Source organism: Streptomyces sp. NPDC001709 (genome assembly GCF_053596375.1).
In genome coordinates this window covers 317,569-335,419 of sequence record NZ_JBSFGB010000003.1, presented here as the reverse complement: position 1 = coordinate 335,419, position 17,851 = coordinate 317,569, and the positions used below count along the sequence as shown (strand labels likewise).

At 72.0% G+C, this 17,851-nt stretch carries 18 protein-coding genes, 1 tRNA gene and 1 pseudogene; 7 read left to right on the top strand and 13 right to left on the bottom strand.

The genetic code is table 11. The features are described 5' to 3' along the window. Window positions 1-36: 36 nt before the first annotated feature. The gene (locus ACWC0C_RS06620) at window positions 37-891 is read left to right on the top strand and encodes a Cof-type HAD-IIB family hydrolase (protein ID WP_450862127.1); all 855 of its coding nucleotides are present in this window, start codon (window positions 37-39) and stop codon (window positions 889-891) included. Between the two features lies 1 nt (window position 892). Here the strand turns inward: ACWC0C_RS06620 and ACWC0C_RS06615 are convergent, their stop codons facing one another. Both ACWC0C_RS06615 and ACWC0C_RS06610 read right to left on the bottom strand, forming a co-directional pair. Then, window positions 893-1,591, bottom strand: a complete 699-nt coding sequence (locus tag ACWC0C_RS06615) for a response regulator (RefSeq protein ID WP_449199098.1) — start codon at window positions 1,589-1,591, stop codon at window positions 893-895. Between the two features lie 94 nt (window positions 1,592-1,685). Beyond that, window positions 1,686-2,054, bottom strand: a complete 369-nt coding sequence (locus ACWC0C_RS06610) for a DUF4333 domain-containing protein (RefSeq protein WP_450862124.1) — start codon at window positions 2,052-2,054, stop codon at window positions 1,686-1,688. A 151-nt stretch (window positions 2,055-2,205) separates the two neighbouring features. Between ACWC0C_RS06610 and ACWC0C_RS06605 the strand changes: the two genes are divergently transcribed. After that, complete coding sequence (locus tag ACWC0C_RS06605; RefSeq protein WP_450862123.1) at window positions 2,206-3,369, top strand: sensor histidine kinase; 1,164 nt, start codon at window positions 2,206-2,208, stop codon at window positions 3,367-3,369. 42 nt (window positions 3,370-3,411) lie between these two features. Here the strand turns inward: ACWC0C_RS06605 and ACWC0C_RS06600 are convergent, their stop codons facing one another. The 5 genes and pseudogenes from ACWC0C_RS06600 to ACWC0C_RS06580 form a co-directional block, all read right to left on the bottom strand. Continuing rightward, window positions 3,412-4,212, bottom strand: coding sequence for an SAM-dependent methyltransferase (locus ACWC0C_RS06600; protein WP_450862121.1), 801 nt, complete (start codon window positions 4,210-4,212; stop codon window positions 3,412-3,414). A gap of 58 nt (window positions 4,213-4,270) precedes the next feature. Then, the gene (locus ACWC0C_RS06595; protein WP_450862120.1) at window positions 4,271-4,918 is read right to left on the bottom strand and encodes an endonuclease; all 648 of its coding nucleotides are present in this window, start codon (window positions 4,916-4,918) and stop codon (window positions 4,271-4,273) included. Window positions 4,919-4,940: 22 nt separating this feature from the next. Next, a pseudogene (locus ACWC0C_RS06590) lies at window positions 4,941-5,183 on the bottom strand (DUF3140 domain-containing protein); the annotation flags it as partial. Between the two features lie 38 nt (window positions 5,184-5,221). Beyond that, entirely contained in the window at window positions 5,222-5,707 is a 486-nt protein-coding gene (locus tag ACWC0C_RS06585; RefSeq protein WP_450862118.1) for a Dps family protein, read from the bottom strand. A gap of 88 nt (window positions 5,708-5,795) precedes the next feature. Beyond that, complete coding sequence (locus ACWC0C_RS06580) at window positions 5,796-6,605, bottom strand: alpha/beta hydrolase (RefSeq protein ID WP_450862117.1); 810 nt, start codon at window positions 6,603-6,605, stop codon at window positions 5,796-5,798. Window positions 6,606-6,747: 142 nt separating this feature from the next. On the opposite strand from ACWC0C_RS06580, the gene ACWC0C_RS06575 reads away from it, so the two are divergent. The 3 genes from ACWC0C_RS06575 (at window position 6,748) to ACWC0C_RS06565 (ending at window position 10,384) form a co-directional block, all read left to right on the top strand. After that, window positions 6,748-7,935 (top strand): thiolase family protein, encoded by a 1,188-nt coding sequence (locus ACWC0C_RS06575; protein ID WP_450862115.1) that lies wholly within the window; start codon window positions 6,748-6,750, stop codon window positions 7,933-7,935. A gap of 60 nt (window positions 7,936-7,995) precedes the next feature. Beyond that, window positions 7,996-9,510: a long-chain-fatty-acid--CoA ligase gene (locus ACWC0C_RS06570; RefSeq protein WP_450862113.1), complete on the top strand. Its 1,515-nt coding sequence runs from the start codon at window positions 7,996-7,998 to the stop codon at window positions 9,508-9,510. Between the two features lie 100 nt (window positions 9,511-9,610). Further along, window positions 9,611-10,384: a sulfite exporter TauE/SafE family protein gene (locus ACWC0C_RS06565; protein ID WP_450862111.1), complete on the top strand. Its 774-nt coding sequence runs from the start codon at window positions 9,611-9,613 to the stop codon at window positions 10,382-10,384. On the opposite strand, the gene ACWC0C_RS06560 is transcribed toward ACWC0C_RS06565, so the two are convergent. Beyond that, complete coding sequence (locus tag ACWC0C_RS06560; protein ID WP_450862110.1) at window positions 10,381-11,157, bottom strand: HAD-IIA family hydrolase; 777 nt, start codon at window positions 11,155-11,157, stop codon at window positions 10,381-10,383. The genes ACWC0C_RS06565 and ACWC0C_RS06560 overlap by 4 nt on opposite strands. 105 nt (window positions 11,158-11,262) lie before the next feature. On the opposite strand from ACWC0C_RS06560, the gene ACWC0C_RS06555 reads away from it, so the two are divergent. Continuing rightward, window positions 11,263-12,012, top strand: coding sequence for a cobalt-precorrin-6A reductase (locus ACWC0C_RS06555; RefSeq protein ID WP_450862108.1), 750 nt, complete (start codon window positions 11,263-11,265; stop codon window positions 12,010-12,012). A gap of 217 nt (window positions 12,013-12,229) precedes the next feature. On the opposite strand, the gene cobF is transcribed toward ACWC0C_RS06555, so the two are convergent. Both cobF and ACWC0C_RS06545 read right to left on the bottom strand, forming a co-directional pair. Continuing rightward, window positions 12,230-13,003, bottom strand: coding sequence for a precorrin-6A synthase (deacetylating) (gene cobF, locus ACWC0C_RS06550; protein WP_450862106.1), 774 nt, complete (start codon window positions 13,001-13,003; stop codon window positions 12,230-12,232). A 102-nt stretch (window positions 13,004-13,105) separates the two neighbouring features. Next, window positions 13,106-13,612 carry a DUF309 domain-containing protein gene (locus ACWC0C_RS06545; protein WP_450862104.1) on the bottom strand — a complete coding sequence of 169 codons (507 nt, stop codon included), beginning with the start codon at window positions 13,610-13,612 and terminating at the stop codon, window positions 13,106-13,108. Window positions 13,613-13,716: 104 nt separating this feature from the next. Between ACWC0C_RS06545 and ACWC0C_RS06540 the strand changes: the two genes are divergently transcribed. After that, a tRNA-Pro gene (locus tag ACWC0C_RS06540) sits at window positions 13,717-13,790 on the top strand. Between the two features lie 137 nt (window positions 13,791-13,927). Here the strand turns inward: ACWC0C_RS06540 and ACWC0C_RS06535 are convergent. Genes ACWC0C_RS06535 through ACWC0C_RS06525 form a run of 3 tightly spaced genes read right to left on the bottom strand, consistent with a single transcriptional unit; the run spans window position 13,928 to window position 17,849 of the window. Beyond that, window positions 13,928-15,949, bottom strand: coding sequence for a beta-galactosidase (locus tag ACWC0C_RS06535; protein WP_450862103.1), 2,022 nt, complete (start codon window positions 15,947-15,949; stop codon window positions 13,928-13,930). A 35-nt stretch (window positions 15,950-15,984) separates the two neighbouring features. Then, on the bottom strand, window positions 15,985-16,872 hold the full coding sequence (locus ACWC0C_RS06530) for a carbohydrate ABC transporter permease (RefSeq protein WP_450862101.1): 888 nt from the start codon (window positions 16,870-16,872) through the stop codon (window positions 15,985-15,987). Then, the gene (locus ACWC0C_RS06525) at window positions 16,869-17,849 is read right to left on the bottom strand and encodes a carbohydrate ABC transporter permease (protein ID WP_449199114.1); all 981 of its coding nucleotides are present in this window, start codon (window positions 17,847-17,849) and stop codon (window positions 16,869-16,871) included. Before ACWC0C_RS06525 ends, ACWC0C_RS06530 begins: the two co-directional genes overlap by 4 nt. Window positions 17,850-17,851: the final 2 nt, after the last annotated feature.

The following is a 17,851-nucleotide window of genomic DNA, read 5'->3' as shown; positions in this document are numbered from 1 at the left end:
CTGGACCGGTACGCCGTCCCCGACCGGAAGCAGGACATGCCCGCCACGCCCACACCCCTCCTGGACCTTCCCGGCCTGCCCGCCGGCCCCGTCGACATCCGGTTGATCGTCACCGACATGGACGGCACGCTGCTGGACGACGCCAAGCGGATCCCCGACGGGCTGTGGCCGATGCTCGCCGAACTGCGCCGGCGCGGCGTGCTGTTCAGCCCGGCGAGCGGCCGCCAGTACGCCACACTGGCCCGGCAGTTCGCGGAGGTCGCCGAGGGCATGGTGTTCATCGCGGAGAACGGCACGTACGTGGTCCGCGACGGCGTGGAGCTGAGCTCCGACACCCTGGACAGGTCCGTCGCCGCCGGGGTGGCCCGCACGGTACGGCGGCTGGTCGCGGACGGCGTGGACGTCGGCGCCGTGGTGTGCGGGAAGCGGGCGGCGTACGTCGAGCGGGCCGACGAGGCGTTTTTGGCGGAGGTGCGCAAGTACTACGTCGAGCACCGGATCGTCGAGGACGTCACCGCCGTCGAGGACGACGTGATCAAGGTCGCGCTGTTCGACTTCGGGTCCGCCGAGCACTCCACCGCCCCGGCGCTGGCGGATTTCGCGGGCACGCACCAGGTCGTCGTCTCCGGCGAGCACTGGGTGGACGTCATGAACCGCACCGCCGACAAGGGCACCGCGCTGCGCGGCCTCCAGCAGGCCCTCGGCATCACACCGGCGCAGACCATGGTCTTCGGCGACTACCTCAACGACCTGGAGATGCTCGACGCCGCCGACTGGTCCTTCGCGATGGCGAACGCCCACCCGGAGGTCGTCCGCCGGGCCCGCCACCTCGCCCCGTCCAACAACGACAACGGCGTGCTGCGGACCATATCCCGCCTCCTCGGCCTGTAACTCAGCTGCCGGGGCGGGCGTACCCGTGCCGCCAGGCCCAGGCCGCGATCTCCACCCGGTTCCGCGCCGCCAGCTTCAGTTGCACGCTGGACAGGTGCGTCTTCACCGTGGACAGCGAGACATACAGCTCGGCGGCGATCTCGGCGTTGGTCCGGCCCACCGCGACCAGCCGGACGACGTCCAGTTCCCGGTCGGTCAGCGGTTCCGTCACCGGGGCGGGAGCCGGGCCGGGCGGGGTGCCGCGCTCCGGCTCGGTCAGATGCCTGAGCAGCCGTACGGTGACCGACGGGGAGACGAGCGAGTCGCCGGCCGCGGCGGCGCGGACCGCCTCCGCCAGCAGCGTCGGCCCGGAGTCCTTCAGCAGGAAGCCGCAGGCGCCGCCGCGCAGCGCCCCGTACACGTACTCGTCCAGGTCGAAGGTCGTGACCACCACCACCCGCAGCGGATCGGTGACCCCCGGCCCGGCCAGCAGCCGGGTCGCGGCCAGGCCGTCCAGCTTGGGCATCCGGATGTCCAGCAGGCACACGTCCGGCCGCAGCCGGCGGGCCAGCGCCACCGCCTCCTCGCCGTCGGCGGCCTCACCGACCACGGTGATGTCGGGCTGTGCGTCCAGGAAGAACCGGAAGCCGGTGCGGACCATCGCCTGGTCGTCGGCGATCAGGACCCGGATGGGCGGGGCACTGGCGGCGGGGGTGCTCATGGACCGCATCATGCCGCAGCGGCGGGGCGGCCCGGCCGACGCGGGTGGCGGAGCCCCCGTCGGGTACGGCACAGCCCCGGTCGGCTACGGCCGCTCAGCGGTCGAAGGTCCAGGTCACAGCCGAGTCCGTGGCCCGGGTCACCTGGACGGGGATGTGGACGGTCGAGCCGTCCGGCTTACTGCCGGTGCAGGTGATGCTCGCCCCGGCGACGGCCTTCAGACCGCTCGGGCAGGTGACGCGGGAGAGCTTGGTGCCGACCCAGGGCAGCGGGTGGTACCTGCGCTCGGTGCGGCTCTCGACGACGTCCGCGGCGAGCGCCCTCTGCCCGCCGACCATGACCGTGCTGTGCTCGTCCAGCCGCGAGGTGGACTCGGGGTCGGCGATCACATGGGTGCCGACGGCCCCGAGCACGGTGACGGCGACGGCAGCGCCGATGACCCCGATGACGAACCTGCTCCACATCGCGTACTCCTGAAGGGCGAGGGGTGACCTGCGGTCTCACCCTCGCCCACGCCCGCGGGCCCGCGCCTCGGCCGTACGGCCATCGGCCGGGCCGCGCCCCTCGGCCGTTCGGCCGATCCCGCCGGGCCCGGCCGCGTCTACGGTGATCGGCATGAAGTCCGTCTCCCCCCAGGGCTGCCTGCGGGGCTTCGCCGTCGGGATACTGCTCGCGGCCGGTGTCATCGACGTCCTCTCCACCGGCGGCGCCGGCCACAGCGTGTGGCCGGTGACCATCGTGCTGGTCGCCGCCTTCGCCGCGGTGCTGTGGCCGGCCGCCCGGCGGCCCGCCTGGCTCGGCCCCGAGGTCCGCACCGCGGTACCCGCGCTGCTCTCCGGCCTCTACACGGCCGGGACCCTGCTGGCAGGCCATTCCGCCCCCTTCGGGCCCGGTGAGGTCGTCGCCCTGTTGTGCCTGCTGTTCGTCGCCGTACGGCACTGCCCGCCGCGCTGGGCCGCCGGCTGCGCGCTGCTCGACGCGGTGGCGCTGCTCGCGACGCCGTTGCGGACGGGCCGGTCCGTGCCGGACGACACGTTCGGCTTCATCGCGGTCGGGCTGCTCCTGGTCGGTGTCGTCGCGGGACTCGCGGGCTATCTGCGCTCGCTCGACTACCGCCGTACCGTCGCCGTCGGGGAGACCCGCCGCGCCGAGCGGCTGGCCATCGCCGCCGACCTGCACGACTTCGTCGCCCACCATGTCACCGGGATCCTGGTGCAGACCCAGGTGGCCCGCATGATGGCGGCCGACCGGCCCGCGGAACTGGACCCCGTCCTCGCCGGCATCGAGCAGGCGGCGACCGAAGCACTGGCGTCGATGCGCCGCACGGTCGGCGTGCTGCGCGACACCGGTGCCGAGAGCGGCCGTCACCGCCCGGTCGGCGATCTCGCGGGCGTCGCCGAGCTGGCCGACCGCTTCCCGGCCCCCGGACAGCGGGTCGCCCTCGACCGCGATCCCGCCCTCGCCGATGCCGGCATCCCGCACGAGGTGCAGGTGGCTGCCTTCCGCGTGGTGCAGGAGGCGCTGACCAACGTACGGCGGCACGCGGCCGACGCCGCCGAGATCCGCATCGGGCTGCGCCGGTCCCGGGGCGGCCTGGAGGTGACGGTCGGCGACGACGGCCGCGGCGGCAGCCGCCTCCCCGCCGCGGCGCACGGCGGCGGCTTCGGCCTGGTCGGCCTGGCCGAACGGGTCACCGCCCTCGGCGGCACCCTGCACGCGGGACCGCGCACGGGGCACGGCTGGGAGGTACGGGCGGTGTTTCCGCTGGGTGGGGGGTGAGGTACGGGTGGGTGTCGGGTGGGGGGTGAGGTCGGGTGGGTGTCAGGGCTTTCGGGCGACCGCGCCGTACAGCGAGATGGGGCCGGCGCCGTTCGGGGCCCCAGTGGGCCGCCAGGCGTTGACCGGGACGACGCCCGGCTCCAGCAGGTCGAGTCCTGCGAAGAAGGCGGCCACCTCGTCCCGGGAGCGTGCGACCAGCGTCACCCCGCCCGCCGCGTACGCGGCGATGCCCTTCTCGACGTTCTCCGGCTCGAAGTCGGCCGTCATCATCGACAGCACGAGACAACTGCCCGGCGCCAGCGCCTCGACCAGTGTCGACACCACCTCGTGGGCGCCGTCCTCGTCGGCGACGAAGTGCAGCAGCGCGATCAGGGACAGGGCGACGGGACGGCCGAAGTCCAGGACACGGGCCGCCTGTTCGAGGATGGCATGCGGATCGCGGGCGTCGGCCTGCGCATACTCCGTCACGCCCTCGGGCGTGCCGCGCAGCAGCGCGCCCGCGTGAGCCAGCACGATCGGGTCGTTGTCGACGTAGACCACCCGCGCGTCGGGCACCACCGACTGGGCGACCTGGTGCAGGTTGGGCTCGGTCGGTATGCCGGTGCCGATGTCCAGGAACTGGCGCATGCCGTCCTCGGCGAGCGCGCGCGTGACCCGGTGCATGAACGCCCGGTTGGCGCGGGCCGCCCGCGGCGCACCGCCCCCGTCCACCGCCGCGATCTGCCGACCGAGCCGCTCGTCGACGGGGTAGTTGTCCTTGCCGCCCAGGAACCAGTCGTACACCCTGGCCGGATGCGGCCGCGTGGTGTCGATGTGCGGTGCGGTCGGCTCGGTCCCCGTCACGTGCTGCTCCTTCTCCCGCACCGGATGCCCACCGGATGCGAGCAGCAGTCTGACACGATCATGCCGCACGGCGCAGACAGTCTTCGGCCACCTCCTTGTCGAGCGCGGCGCGCACCAACGCGGCGGCGAGGACGGCCGGTTCGGTGTCCCCGGCGAGCTCGGTGAGCCGGTCGGGGTCCTTCGGCAGGCCGAGCCGCTGCGCCCCGGAGAGCGCCTTGGCGTCCAGATAGGGCGCGACTTCCGGCCACACGCGCTGTGCCTCGCGCAGAAAGATGTCGGCGCCGGCCGGGCCGACCCCCGGCTCCTCCTGGAGCAGCCGCCTGAGTTCACCGGTGTCGCCGTGTGCCTCCTCGTGCAGCCGGCGCAGGTCCCCGCCCCAGCGGTCCAGCAACAGCTCGGCGCCGTCGCCGAGTTGGGTGGCGGTGCGCTCGTCGTAGCGCCGGTAGCCGCCGCGGCCGAGCGCGTCCACCCGCTGCTGCCAGTCGGCGTCGGCCATCCGGCGCGGGTTGTCGAGGTGGTCCTCGTGCAGGGCCTGTGCGGCGGCCACCGCGACCGAGGCGCGGATCCGGGCGCTGAGCAGCAGGGCCAGCACGAGCAGCCGGTACAGCGGCTGCGGGGTGTCCTTCAGCCTGATGCCCGCTTCCTCGGCATAGGTCCGCCCGTACTCCGACAGCAGCTCATGTACGACTCGTTCGTCGCGGTTCATGACTGCGGCTCCAGGACTAGGGCTAGGGCTTGAGCGGATCGTGGCCCAGCGTCATCAGCTGGTGCCGGCGGCCGGTGTCCTCGGCCTCGGGCTCCTCCTCCATGTCCACCAGGTCACCGACGGTGTCCACGACCTCCCGCATCACGCGCAGGTCGTCCTCGGTGAGGTCCATACGGCGCTTCTGGAGGATCGCGAGGACGTGCTGACCGGTCGGTGGACCCGCCTGATCGGGCAGGGGCTCGGTCAGCTCGCCGGCGTCCCGCACCATGGTTCCCCTTTCGCGTACGGCTGTGCCGGCCCCGGTCAGGTGTCGTCGCGCGGCCAGTTCTCGGCCTGGAACATCCAGTACTGCTTCTCCAGGTCGGCGGTGATCGACATCATCAGGTCCTGGGTCACCGGATCGGGCTTCTCGGTGATGGCGATCCGCTCGCGCAGCCGCCCGATCGCCTCCTGAAGTGCCGAGACCATCAGGTCGACGACCTCGGTGTCGCGCAGCCAGCCGTCCTTGGTGCCGGGCAGCGCGAAGGTCACGGCTATGGTCTCCGGCCGGCCGTCCGGCGGGACGCCCAGCGCGGCGGCGCGCTCGGCGACGGTGTCGGAGTAGCTCCGTGCCGTCGCGACCACCTCGTCCAGCTGGAAGTGGATCGAGCGGAACCGCGGTCCCACGATGTTCCAGTGCGCCTGCTTGCCGATGAGTGACAGCCCGAGCAGATCCACCAGCGTCTCCTGCAGCGCGCTGCCGGCGACACGTTGTGCCTGCTCGGGGAGGGTGCTCTTCACCACGGTCATGAGCCCCTCGCCCCTTTCCGTCGTCCTTGCGTTCGCTTTGGCCTCGGGGGCGCGGGTATCCAGGCTGAAGGCGCGCAAACGCGCCTGGTCAGCGCGGCAGCGCCAGATCCAGGAAGCGGACCACCTCCGCGAAGACCTCCTTCTTGTCCGTCTCGTGGAACACCTCGTGCCGCGCCCCGGCGAAGATCCGCTCGGTCAGCCGGCCGCCGGCCAGCCGCTCCACGCCGATCCGGCTGCCCGGCAGCGGCACCAGCCGGTCGTCGTCCCCGTGCAGCCACAGCACCGGCAGCGCGCCGACGTCACCGTCCCGGGCGACCGTCTCGAGGGTCCGCACGAACGCCTCCAGGGTCGGCCGCTTCATGGGCCCGTGCCACACCAGCGGATCGGCGGCGTAGGCGGCACCGACGGCCGGGTCCCGGGAGAGCGCGGCCGGGCTGATCGGGGTGTCCGGGATCTCGGGGAGGGCCAGCAGCCGCCCGGGCAGCTCCCAGGCGCCGATCACCGGCCCGGACAGGACCAGTGCGCTCAGTTCGCCGCCGTACCGCTGGGCGTAGCGGGCGGAGATCAGTCCGCCCATGGAGTGGCCGACGAGGACGAGCGGCAGGCCGGGGTGCGCGGCCCGGGCGAGGTCCGCCACGCCGCGCACATCGGTGACCACGTCCTCGAAGTCCTCGATCACCACCCGCTCCCCGGCCGACCTGCCGTGCCCGAGGTGATCGGGCGCGTAGACGGCGGCCCCGTGCGCGGTGAGGACGGCGGCGAGCTCGTCGTACCGGCCCGCGTGCTCGCCGTACCCGTGCACCACCAGGGCCAGGTACCTCGGTGCCGGGTGCGGCCACTCGTGTACGGCGACGGAGCCTCGGGTGCCGTCGAGGGTGTGCTCGCGCACAGGGGGCATGTCTCCTCCGGCTGACTCGGTGAAGGTCCGGGGAGATCTTCCCAGCGGGCCGGTCCGAGGTCTATAGTCCAAAACTAGCAGTGCTAATTAAGTGTTCTGGTCGACAGCGTCGTTGATCAGTCGTAGGTCAGGAGTCGAAGCCGTGCGTCCCGTCCACTTCGCGGCCGCCCGCCGCACCCCCATCGGCAAGCTGCGCGGAGCCCTGTCCGCCGTCCGGCCCGACGACCTGGCGGCCACCGTCATCCGCCACCTGGTGGCCGAGGTGCCCGGGCTCGACCCGGCCCGGATCGACGACGTCTACTGGGGCGCGGCCAACCAGGCGGGCGAGGACAACCGCAACGTCGCCCGGATGGCCGCCCTGCTCGCCGGGCTCCCCGAGTCCGTGCCCGGCGCCACCGTCAACCGGCTGTGCGCCTCCGGACTCGAAGCGGTCACCACCGCCGCCCGCACCATCGCCGCCGGCGAGGCCGAGATCGTGATCGCGGGCGGTTCCGAGTCCATGAGCCGCGCCCCCTTCGTACTGCCCCGCCCCGACGAGGCACTGCCGCAGCGCATCGAGACCCACGACACCCGCCTCGGCTGGCGCCTGGTCAACCCGGCGATGAAGGAGCTGCACAGCCTGCTCTCCATGGGCGAGACCGCCGAGGAGGTCGCCGAGCGGTACGGCATCTCCCGCGCACGGCAGGACGAGTTCGCCCTGCGCAGCCACCAACTGGCCGCCGCCGCACGGAAGAACGGCCACTTCGACGACGAACTCCTGCCCGTGGAGCGCCCGGACGGCATCGTGGTGGAGCAGGACGAGTGCGTCCGCGAGGACACCTCGCTGGAGAAGCTGTCGAGGCTGAAGCCGGTCTTCCGCCCGGGCGGTACGGTCACCGCGGGCAACGCCTCGCCGATGAACGACGGCGCGGCCGGGCTGCTGCTGGTCAGCGAGGAAGCCCTGAACGAGCTGGGTCTGGAGTCCCTCGGCCGCTATGTCGCGGGCGCCTCCGCCGGGGTCCACCCGGACGTGATGGGCATCGGCCCCGTGCCCGCCACCCGCAAGGCGCTGGCCCGGGCCGGCTGGGACATCGGTGACGTCCAGGAGGCCGAGTTCAACGAGGCGTTCGCGGCCCAGGCCCTGGCCTGCGTCGACCAGCTCGGCATCGACCCCGGCCTGGTGAACCCGACCGGCGGTGCCATCGCCCTCGGCCATCCCCTCGGCTGCTCGGGCGCCCGCATCCTGACGACCCTGCTGCACCGGATGCGGCGCACGGGCGCGGAGCGGGGCCTTGCGACCATGTGCGTGGGCGTGGGGCAGGGGAGTGCGGTGCTGGTCGAGAGGCACTGACGCTTTTCCAACGGGGGATCCGGTCGGTCGAGCCGCAGCTAGGAAACGGAGCAGTACTCCATGGCAACCCTGTCCGTCGCCACCATCCTCGCCGAGAACGCCAGGCGCCGTCCCGGCAAGACCGCCCTGGTCGAGGGGGACCTGCGGCTCACCTTCGCCGAGGTGTGGCGCGGGGCCCTGGCCCAGGCGGGTGCGCTCACCGGTCTCGGTGTACGGCCGGGCGACCGGGTGGCGTTGATGGCCCCCAACACCGCCGAGTTCCCCCTCGCCTACTACGCGATCGCCGCCGCGGGCGGGGTCGTCGTGCCCGTGCACCTGCTGCTGTCGGCCGGTGAGGTCGAGCACGTGCTGAGGGACAGCGGGGCGAGGCTGCTGCTCGTCCACCCCGGGCAGGCGGCCACCGGCCGGGCCGCAGCCGAGGCCACCGGCGTCCAAGTGGCCGTGCTCGGCGAGGAGTTCGATAAGCTCGCCGCGGACGCCGAGCCCCTGCCGTCGTACGCCACCCGTGCCGCCGACGACCCGGCGGTGATCTTCTACACGAGCGGGACCACCGGCGTCCCGAAGGGCGCGGTCCTCAGCCACTTCAACATCGTGATGAACGCGACGGTCAACGCCTTCGACGCCAACGACATCCGCTGCGACGACATCGCCCTCGGCGCGCTGCCCCTGTTCCACGCCTTCGGCCAGACGGTGTCGCTCAACTCCACCTGGCGGGCGGGCGCCACACTCGTGCTGCTGCCCCGCTTCGACGCGGCCCGCGCCATCGAGCTGATGGTGCAGGAGCGGGTGAACACCTTCCACGGCGTGCCGACCATGTACGTCGCCCTCGCGGCGGCAGCGGCGCAGGCGGACCGGCTGCCCGAGCTGCGCGTGTGCATCTCCGGCGGGGCCTCGCTGCCCGTCGCCGTAATGGAGCGGTTCGAGGAGGCGTTCGGCGCGACGGTCTACGAGGGGTACGGGCTGTCGGAGACCTCGCCGACGGCCACCGTCAACCAGCCGCTGTTCGGCACGAAGGCCGGCACCATCGGCCACCCGCTGTGGGGCGTCGACGTGGAGGTCGCCCGCGCCGAAGTGGAGGGCCGTATCGAACTGCTGCCGCCCGGCGAGCTGGGCGAGGTCGTCATCCGGGGGCACAACGTCTTCTCCGGGTACCTGGGGCGGCCCGAGGCCACCGCCGAAGCCGTGGTCGACGGCTGGTTCCGCACCGGCGACCTCGGCACCAAGGACGACGAGGGCTTCCTCAGGATCGTCGACCGCAAGAAGGACGTCATCATCCGCGGCGGCTACAACGTGTACCCGAGGGAGGTCGAGGAGGTCCTCATGCGCCACCCCGCCATCGCCCAGGTCGCCGTCATCGGCCTGCCCGACGAACTGCACGGCGAGGAGGTCTGCGCCGTCGTCGTACCGGCCCCGGGCACCGCCCCCGACGCCGCCGCGATCACCGAGTGGTCCAGGGAACACCTCGGCCGGCACAAGTACCCGCGCCGCGTGGAGTTCACGGACGCGATGCCGCTCGGGCCCAGCATGAAGGTGCTGAAGCGGGAACTCCGGGCGCAGTACGCCGAACAGGCGTAGCGGACTGGGCACAGCCGGCCGGGCAGAGCGGGCGGCAGTGGTCACCTGGCGAGACGGTCCTTACGCCGGAGGCTTGTCCGGACATAACATCGGTCCCCGCATGAACACGATGACGCTCTGGCACATATCCGGCTCGGGGTTCGCGGCGCTCGCCCTCGCGGCCCTCCTCGTCGGCTTCTCCAAGACCGCGGTGAGCGGGGCCAACACGGTCAGCCTCGCGATCTTCGCGGCCGTCCTGCCCGCCCGCGCCTCCACCGGCGTCCTGCTGCCCGTCCTGATCGCCGGTGACGTGCTCGCCGTCCTCACCTACCGGCGGCACGCCCACTGGCCCACCCTCTGGCGGCTGTTCCCGGCCGTCGCGGCGGGAGTCGTGGTGGGCACGCTGTTCCTGATGTGGGCCGACGACGGGATCGTACGGATCTCGATCGGCGCGATCCTGTTGCTGATGGCCGGGGTCACACTGTGGCGGCGGCGCACGGCGGACGCCGCGGGCGCGCCGGAGGCGGTCACCACCCCGACCGGCCGCGCCAAAGCCCGCTCGTACGGCGTGCTCGGCGGGTTCACCACGATGGTCGCCAACGCGGGCGGCCCGGTGATGTCGCTGTACCTGCTGTCGGCGGGCTTCCGGAAGCTCGGCTTCCTCGGCACCTCGGCGTTCTTCTTCCTCATCGTGAACGTCTCGAAGGTGCCGTTCAGCGCGGGCCTGGGCCTGATCGACGGCCGTTCGCTGCTCCTTGACGCCGCGCTCGCGGTGTTCGTCGTGCCCGGTGCGTTGTTCGGCACATGGGCTGTGAGCAGGATCAACCAGCGACTCTTCGAACAACTCGTGATCGCGGCGACGATCGTGGGCGGAGTGCAGCTGCTACTCCGCTAGCCCAGCCCCAGCAGCGCCGGGAGGTCCGCGAAGGAGTCCAGGACATGGTCGGGCGTGCCGCTCGCGCCCTGAAGCGTCTCCTGCTCGAACTTCCCCGTCCGCACCAGCACCCCGGTCAGCCCGGCCCGTTGCGCCGCGAGCACGTCCGACTCCACGTCGTCGCCCACCATCAGCGCCTGCCCGGCGGCGGTCCCGAGCCGGGCCAGCGCCGCCTCGAAGAACGCCCGCGCAGGTTTGCCCGTCACTTCCGCCTCCACCCGGGCCGCCTTCTCCAGCCCGAGCAGAAAGGCCCCCGAGTCGAGCTGCAGCCCCGCGTCGGTCCGCCAGTACAGATTGCGGTGCATGGCCACCAGCCGCGCGCCCCGCTGCAGGAACCCGAATGCCCGGTCGAGCGCCGCGTAGTCCAGCTCCGGCCCGGCACCGCCGAACACGACCACCTCGGGATCGTCGTCCACGAGCATGACGTCACCGAGGTCCTCCGCGATGTCCCCGCTGTTGAGCAGCCAGCAGCGGGCGCCCGGGAAGTGCTCGGCCAGATGGGCGGCGGTGACCGAGGGCGCGGTGAGGACGTCCCCGGCGCTCACGTCGAAACCGGCGCCGTTCAGTGTCTCGGCGATCGACGCCCGGGTCCGGGACGTCGTGTTCGTCACCAGCGCCACCCCCAGCCCGGACCCGCGGATGCTCCGCAGCGCCTCCACCGCACCCGGCAGCGGCTTCCAGGAGACGGTGAGGACACCGTCGATGTCGATCAGCACGGCACGCACGGATTCCATGACTCCCCTGCCCTCTCTGACGTCACCGACCTCATGAACTCCTTGACCGAGACCGTAGCGACCCGGACGCCGGACCGGACCGTACGACCTCGTACGCTCACCCCTATGCCCGCGCACGTCCTGATCCTCGGCGGCACCACCGAGGCCCGCCGCCTCGCCGCCGACCTCGCCGCCCGGCCGGGGGTCCGGGTCACCACGTCCTTGGCCGGCCGGGTCGCACGGCCGGGAGCCGTGGCGGGCGAGGTGAGGAGCGGCGGTTTCGGCGGTGCGCAGGGCCTCGCCGACTGGCTTCGCACCCACCACGTGGACGCCCTGGTCGACGCCACCCACCCCTTCGCCGAGGCGATCACGGCCAACGCGGCCCGTGCGGCGGCGGTCACGGAAGTTCCCCTGGTCGCCCTGCGCCGCCCCGGCTGGCGGCCGGTCCCCGGCGACCGCTGGTACGACGTCCCGTCCCTGGCCGGCGCCGCCGAGGCACTGCCCGGCCTCGGCCACCGGGTCTTCCTGAGCACCGGACGCCTGGGCCTCGCGGCCTTCGCCCACCTCACGGACCTGCACTTCGTGGTCCGCTCGGTGGAACCCCCCGAGCCGCCCGTGCCGCCGGACACCGAACTGGTCCTCGCGCGCGGGCCGTTCACGGTGGCCGGGGAGAGGGAACTGCTGCGCGCCCACCGCATCGAGGTCCTCGTGACCAAGGACAGCGGCGGTGAGGCGACGGCCGCGAAGCTGACGGCCGCACGCGAACTCGCCGTGCCCGTGGTCGTCGTACGCCGCCCCCCGCTCCCGCGGGGCGTGACGGCGGTGCCCGACGTGGCGGGCGTACTGGACCGCCTCGGCCTCAGCCACGGACGCTGACCGGTGCCCGCACCCCGATCACCCGGCTTTCCCTACGCGGCGCTCGACTCCGGCGCGGGCGCGGCCCGATCGGGAAGACCCGGTACTGCCCGGTCCTGCTGACGAGGGTGCCGCTGAAGATGGACGCGATCAGCAGGCCGGTCACCATCGGTGGGTGGACCAGTGCCGCATGCGGGACGGGCCGCCCGAGTGCCGCCCCCCTACTGATCGCCCGGGTTCACTGATCGTCGGGGTTCCTGCGCAGCAGATACGTGTCCATGATCCAGCCCTTGCGCTCGCGCGCCTCGGCCCGCACCCGCTCGATGCGCGGACCGGCCTCGGCGATCGGGCCGGAGACGAGGATCTCGTCGTCCGTGCCGATGTACGCGCCCCAGTAGATGTCGATGTCCTCCCCGGCGTACTTCCGGAAGGCCTGGTGCGCGTCCAGCATCACCACCACGTCGTCCACCCCCTCCGGGAACCCCTCGGCCAGCCGCCGACCGGTGGTGATCTGCACCGGCCGCGCCACCCGGTTCAGGCCCGTACGATGCCGGGCGACCAGGGCGGAGACGCTGCTGATGCCGGGTATGACGTCGTACTCGAACGCGACCGCGCCGCGCTCCAGCACCTCCTGCAGAATCCCGAGCGTGCTGTCGTACAACGCGGGATCGCCCCACACCAGGAAGGCGCCGGTGCTGCCCTCCCCGAGCTCCTCGGCGATCAGCTGCTCGTAGATCCCGGCGCGGGCGCTGCGCCAGTCCTCCACCGCCGGCGAATACGCCGACCCGCCCGCCTTACGGTCCCGCTCCGGGTCGCGGGCCTCCACCACCCGGTACGACCCCTCGGGCAGATGCGCGTCCAGGATGTCCCGGCGGAGCTGGGTGAGATCGCTCTTCACCTCGCCCTTGTCGAGCAGGAAGAACACGTCCGTGCTCCGCAGCGCCCTGACGGCCTGCAGCGTCAGCTGCTCCGGGTCGCCCGCGCCGATACCGATGACATGAATCTTTCGCACGCCCCGAGTCTGCCGCATCCCACTGACAGCGAGCGCACCGCGTCCACACGCACGGCGACGACACGCCGGTCAGGACACGGAGCGGGGGCCTCCGGGTACCCGTCACGGACCGAGCCGGGGCGCCTCTTCCCGCGCGTCCACGGGTGCGCGCTCCTGCTCCACCCGCCCGGCCAGCTCCCGTGCCCAGCGGACGAGCCCGGCGAGATCGATCCCGTACGGCCGGTCCTCGCCCCGCTCCGCCTCCCAAGCCCCGAGCGCCCCCGCACCCCGCCGCAGCAGCCGGGCCCCGCCCACGGCGTTGCCACGCGCCGCGTGGGTGAGCCCCACCGCGAGCTGGGCCAGCCCACGCCACAGCGTGCGCTCCTCCGCGGGCCCCGACTTCCAGGCGTCCTCGAACACCTCGTGGGCGTGGAACGGCCTCCCCGAGTCCAGCAGCGCCTGCGCCTCGGCGACGGTCTCCCGCGGGACCCTGACGACACCCTCCGGCTGCCGGGGCACACCTTCCGCACCGTAGGGCAGCGGCCGTCCGAGCCCGTCCCGGGGCCGTGCATTGCGTGCCCGCCCGTCCGCGTCCCTGTCCCTGGCATCCGATGCGCCGGCCTTCGTCATACCCCGATTGTCCCCCGCCACCCCAAGGCCCTCTTCGGCCCACCCCCGGACGTGGGGTAAAGTTCTGTTCGCGCGATCACGCGGGTCACCGCGAGTGAGCGCATCGGGACGTGGCGCAGCTTGGTAGCGCACTTGACTGGGGGTCAAGGGGTCGCAGGTTCAAATCCTGTCGTCCCGACTGGGAGTTCTCTCCATAGTCGCAGGTCAGAGGCCCTGTTTCGCATCAGCGAGACAGGGCCTTCGATCGTTTGGCGGCGGGTGGACGGTGTCGGCCGTGTCACGTACGCCCCTGCGGAGCCGGAGCGCCGATGAAGGTCACCGCGGGCGCGGCTCCCGTACCACTGCCACATCGCCCGGTGCGACCGTGACCGTGCCCGGTGTCCGCTTGCCGCTGAGGAGCTCCGACGAGCCCGGTGCGACCGGGAGTTCGGCACCCCGGCCGGCATGGTCGATGACGAACAGGTAGTCCGCCTCCGGGCCGCGCCGGCGGACCACCTCCACGCCGGGCGGGGCCGTGCGCACCGGTTCCACGCCCGCCTCGCCCCGGATGCGGTCCAGGAGGGCGGACAGGGTGTCCGGGTCGGGCAGGGTGGCCAGGTACCAGGCGGCGCCCGTGCCGTGCGGGCGGCGGGTCACCGCGGGGACGCCGGACAGGGGGCCGTCCGCGTACGAGGCCACCGGCTCCGCGCCGTCCAGCCGCAGCCGCTCCGACCACAGCGTGCCCGTCGCCCCCTCCGGCACCGCACCGGACAGCGCGACCCGCTCGCCGGGCAGCAGCGGGAACGGTTCGTCCGAGCGGACGCCCAGCACCTCGCGGAACGCCCCGGGGTAACCGCCGAGCCGCACATGGCAGTTCTCGTCCACGGCCCCGCTGTGGAAGCCCACGGCGAGGGTGCCGCCGCGCTCGGCGAACGCCGACAGGTTCGCCGCACCCGCGTCGTCGACCAGGTACAGATTCGGGGCAAGGACCAGGCGGTAGGCGGAGAGGTCCGCGTCGGGGCGTACGAAGTCCACGGGCACGCTGGAGCGCCACAGCGGCTCGTACCAGGACCGGACCAGGTCCGCGTAGCGCGGCTCGCCGCTCGGCTGGGAGGGCAGCTCCAGCGCCCAGCGGGCGTCCCAGTCCCAGACGACCGCCACCTCGGCCGGGGTCGTACTGCCCCGCACCTCCGCCAACGCCCGTAGATCCGCGCCCAGTCGGACCACGTCCCGCCAGATCCGGCTGTCGGTACCCGCGTGCGGCACCATGGCCGAGTGCCACTGCTCGGCACCGGCCTTCGACTGCCGCCACTGGAAGTACGCGATGCCGTCCGCGCCGCGGGCCACATGGGCGAGGGCGTTACGGCGCAACTCACCCGGTTTCTTGGCGCGGTTGACGGGCTGCCAGTTCACCGCGCCGGTGGAGTGCTCCATCAGCAGCCATGGGGCGCCGCCCGCCAGGGAACGGGTGAGGTCGCCGCTCAGCGCGATGTCGATCTCCGACGCCGGGTCGGTGGACATCAGGTAGTGGTCGTTGGAGACGATGTCCAGCTCCGGGGCCCACCGCCAGTAGTCGAGCGCGTCGAAGTTGAACATCACCATGAAGTTGGTGGTGGCCGGGATCGAGGGGGCGGCGGTCCGCAGCACCTCCCGCTCCGCCGTGCACAGCGACAGCAGCTCGTCGGAGCAGAAGCGCCGCCAGTCCAGCTGGTGGGTCGGATTGGGTACGGCGCCGGTGGCGCGCGGCGGCAGGATCTCCTCCCAGTCGTCGTACCACTGGCTCCAGAACCGGGTGCCCCAGGCGTCGTTGAGGGCGGCCAGGTCGTTGTCGTAGCGGGCCCGGAGCCAGCGGCGGAACGCCGCCGCGCTGGTGTCGCAGTAGCAGGCCGCGTTGTGGCAGCCGTACTCGTTGTGCACGTGCCACATGCGGACGGCCGGGTGGTCCGCGTACCGCTCGGCGAGTGCGCCGGCGATGCGCACGGCGGCCTCGCGGTAGGCGGGGGAGGACGGGCAGAAGGTCTGCCGGCTGCCGTAGGAGAGGGTGCGGCCGTCGCGGTCGACCGGCAGCGCCTCGGGGTGGGCGCGGAAGAACCACGCCGGAGGCGCCGCCGTGGGCGTGGCCAGGTCGGCGGCGATGCCGTTCTCGTGCAGCAGGCCGAGGACCTTGTCCAGGTGCGAGAAGTCGTACGCGCCCTCGGACGGTTCCAGCAGCGCCCAGGAGAAGATGCCGACGCTGACCAGGTTCACCCCGGCCTCGCGCATCAGACGCATGTCCTCGGCCCACACCTCCTCGGGCCACTGCTCGGGGTTGTAGTCGCCGCCGTAGGCGAGACCGGGGACGGACAGGGTGGGTTTCACTGCGTTTTCTTCGTTCCCTTTCACGTGTGCGCGGCTCAGCCCTTGTTGGAGCCGAGCGTCAGACCGCTGACGAACTGGCGCTGGAGCGCGAAGTAGACGATCAGGGTCGGGATCGCGGTCAGCAGCGAGCCGGCGGCGACCAGGTTGGGGTCGGTGAAGTACTGGCCGGAGAGGTTGTTCAGGGCCGAAGTGATCGGCATGTTCTCACCCGTCGAGATCAGGACGAGGGCCCAGAAGAAGTCGTTGTAGATCCAGATCGACAGCAGGGTCGCCAGGGCCGCCATCGCCGGCTTGCACAGCGGCAGGGTGATCTGCCAGTACAGCCGCCAGACAGAGGCGCCGTCGACCAGCGCGGCTTCCGTCAGCTCGTGCGGCAGCGAGCGCATGTAGTTGCTCAGCACGAACGCGCAGAACCCGGACTGGAACGCCACATGGATGAGGACCAGGCCGAGCGCGGAGTCGTACAGCTTGCCGCTCTGCGTGATGCCCGGCAGGTCCGTCAGCAGGTACAGGCGGTACAGCGGGGTGATGATGACCTGCTGCGGGAGCAGGTTGCCGGCCGTGAAGACCAGCAGGAGGGCGAGGTTGAGGCGGAAGTCGAACCGGCTGACGTAGAACGCCACACAGGAGGACAGGAACAGGATCAGCAGCACGGCCGGCACGGCGATGACCAGCGTGTTGCCGAAGTAGTGCAGCATGTCCGACTGCTTGAACGCGTTCGTGAAGTTCTCGAAGGTCAGCTTGTCCGGCCAGGAGACATAGCCCTTCGCGCTGGTCTCGCTGTACGGCCGCAGCGCCGAGAAGATCGCCCACAGCAGCGGGGCCAGCCACGCCAGCGCCGTACCGGCGAGGAAGACGTGCAGCAGGACGCGGGCCGGGCGGATGGGGGCGCGCCGCTCCAGCGGCACAGAGGTGCTGCTCATGCGCGCCGCTCCTTCCGGAAGGTGGCGATCAGATAGGGGATGATCACGGCGAGGGAGATCACCAGCAGGACGACGGCGATGGCGGAGCCGTAACCGATGCGGCTGGACTCGCCGATGATGTTGTTGGTGACCAGGATCGACAGCAACTCCGTGCCCTGGGCGCCCTTGTTGAAGACGAAGACCAGGTCGAAGGCGCGCAGCGCCTCGATGATGGTGACGACCAGCACGACCGTGTTGGTCGGGCGCAGGGTCGGGAAGATGACGCTCTTGAAGGTCTGCCACTCGCCCGCACCGTCCAGCGCGGAGGCCTCCCGCAGTGACGGGTCGACGCTCTTCAGACCGGCCAGGTACAGGATCATCATGTAGCCGGTGTGCCGCCAGGACGCGGCGATCAGGATCGCCCACAGATTGAGGTGCGGGTCGCCGATCCAGTCGATGTAGTGACCCGGCTTGTTGGCCCCGATGATGCTGTTGATCAGGCCGGTGTCGGGGTTGTAGACCAGCTGCCAGACGAAGCCGATGCAGGCCATCGAGATGACGACCGGCAGGAAGAACGCGGTCTGGTAGACCCGGCTGAAGCGGATCCGCTTGTCCAGCTGCACGGCCAGGAACAGGCCGAACGGCGTCGGGATCAGGATCAGTACCACGAACCAGATCACGTTGTGCTGGACGGCCGGCCAGAACTGCGGGTTGTCGTTGAAGAGTTGTTTGAAGTTGTCCAGGCCCACCCATTTGATCGAGTCGAACCCGATGCCGTCCCAGGTGGTGAAGGCGAGGAAGATCGAGGCGATGGCGGTGACCCACACCAGGAGCACATGCAGGATCGTCGGCACGCCCGCCATCAGGGCGAGCGTGAACCGGTCACGGCGGGTCAGCAGACGGCGGTGGCCGTGTGTGGCCCGCGTGCGCGCGGGCGAGGCGCCCGGAGGCGGCACCGCGGCCGCTTCCGGGGACTTGGTCGTCGTATCGGTCGTCATCG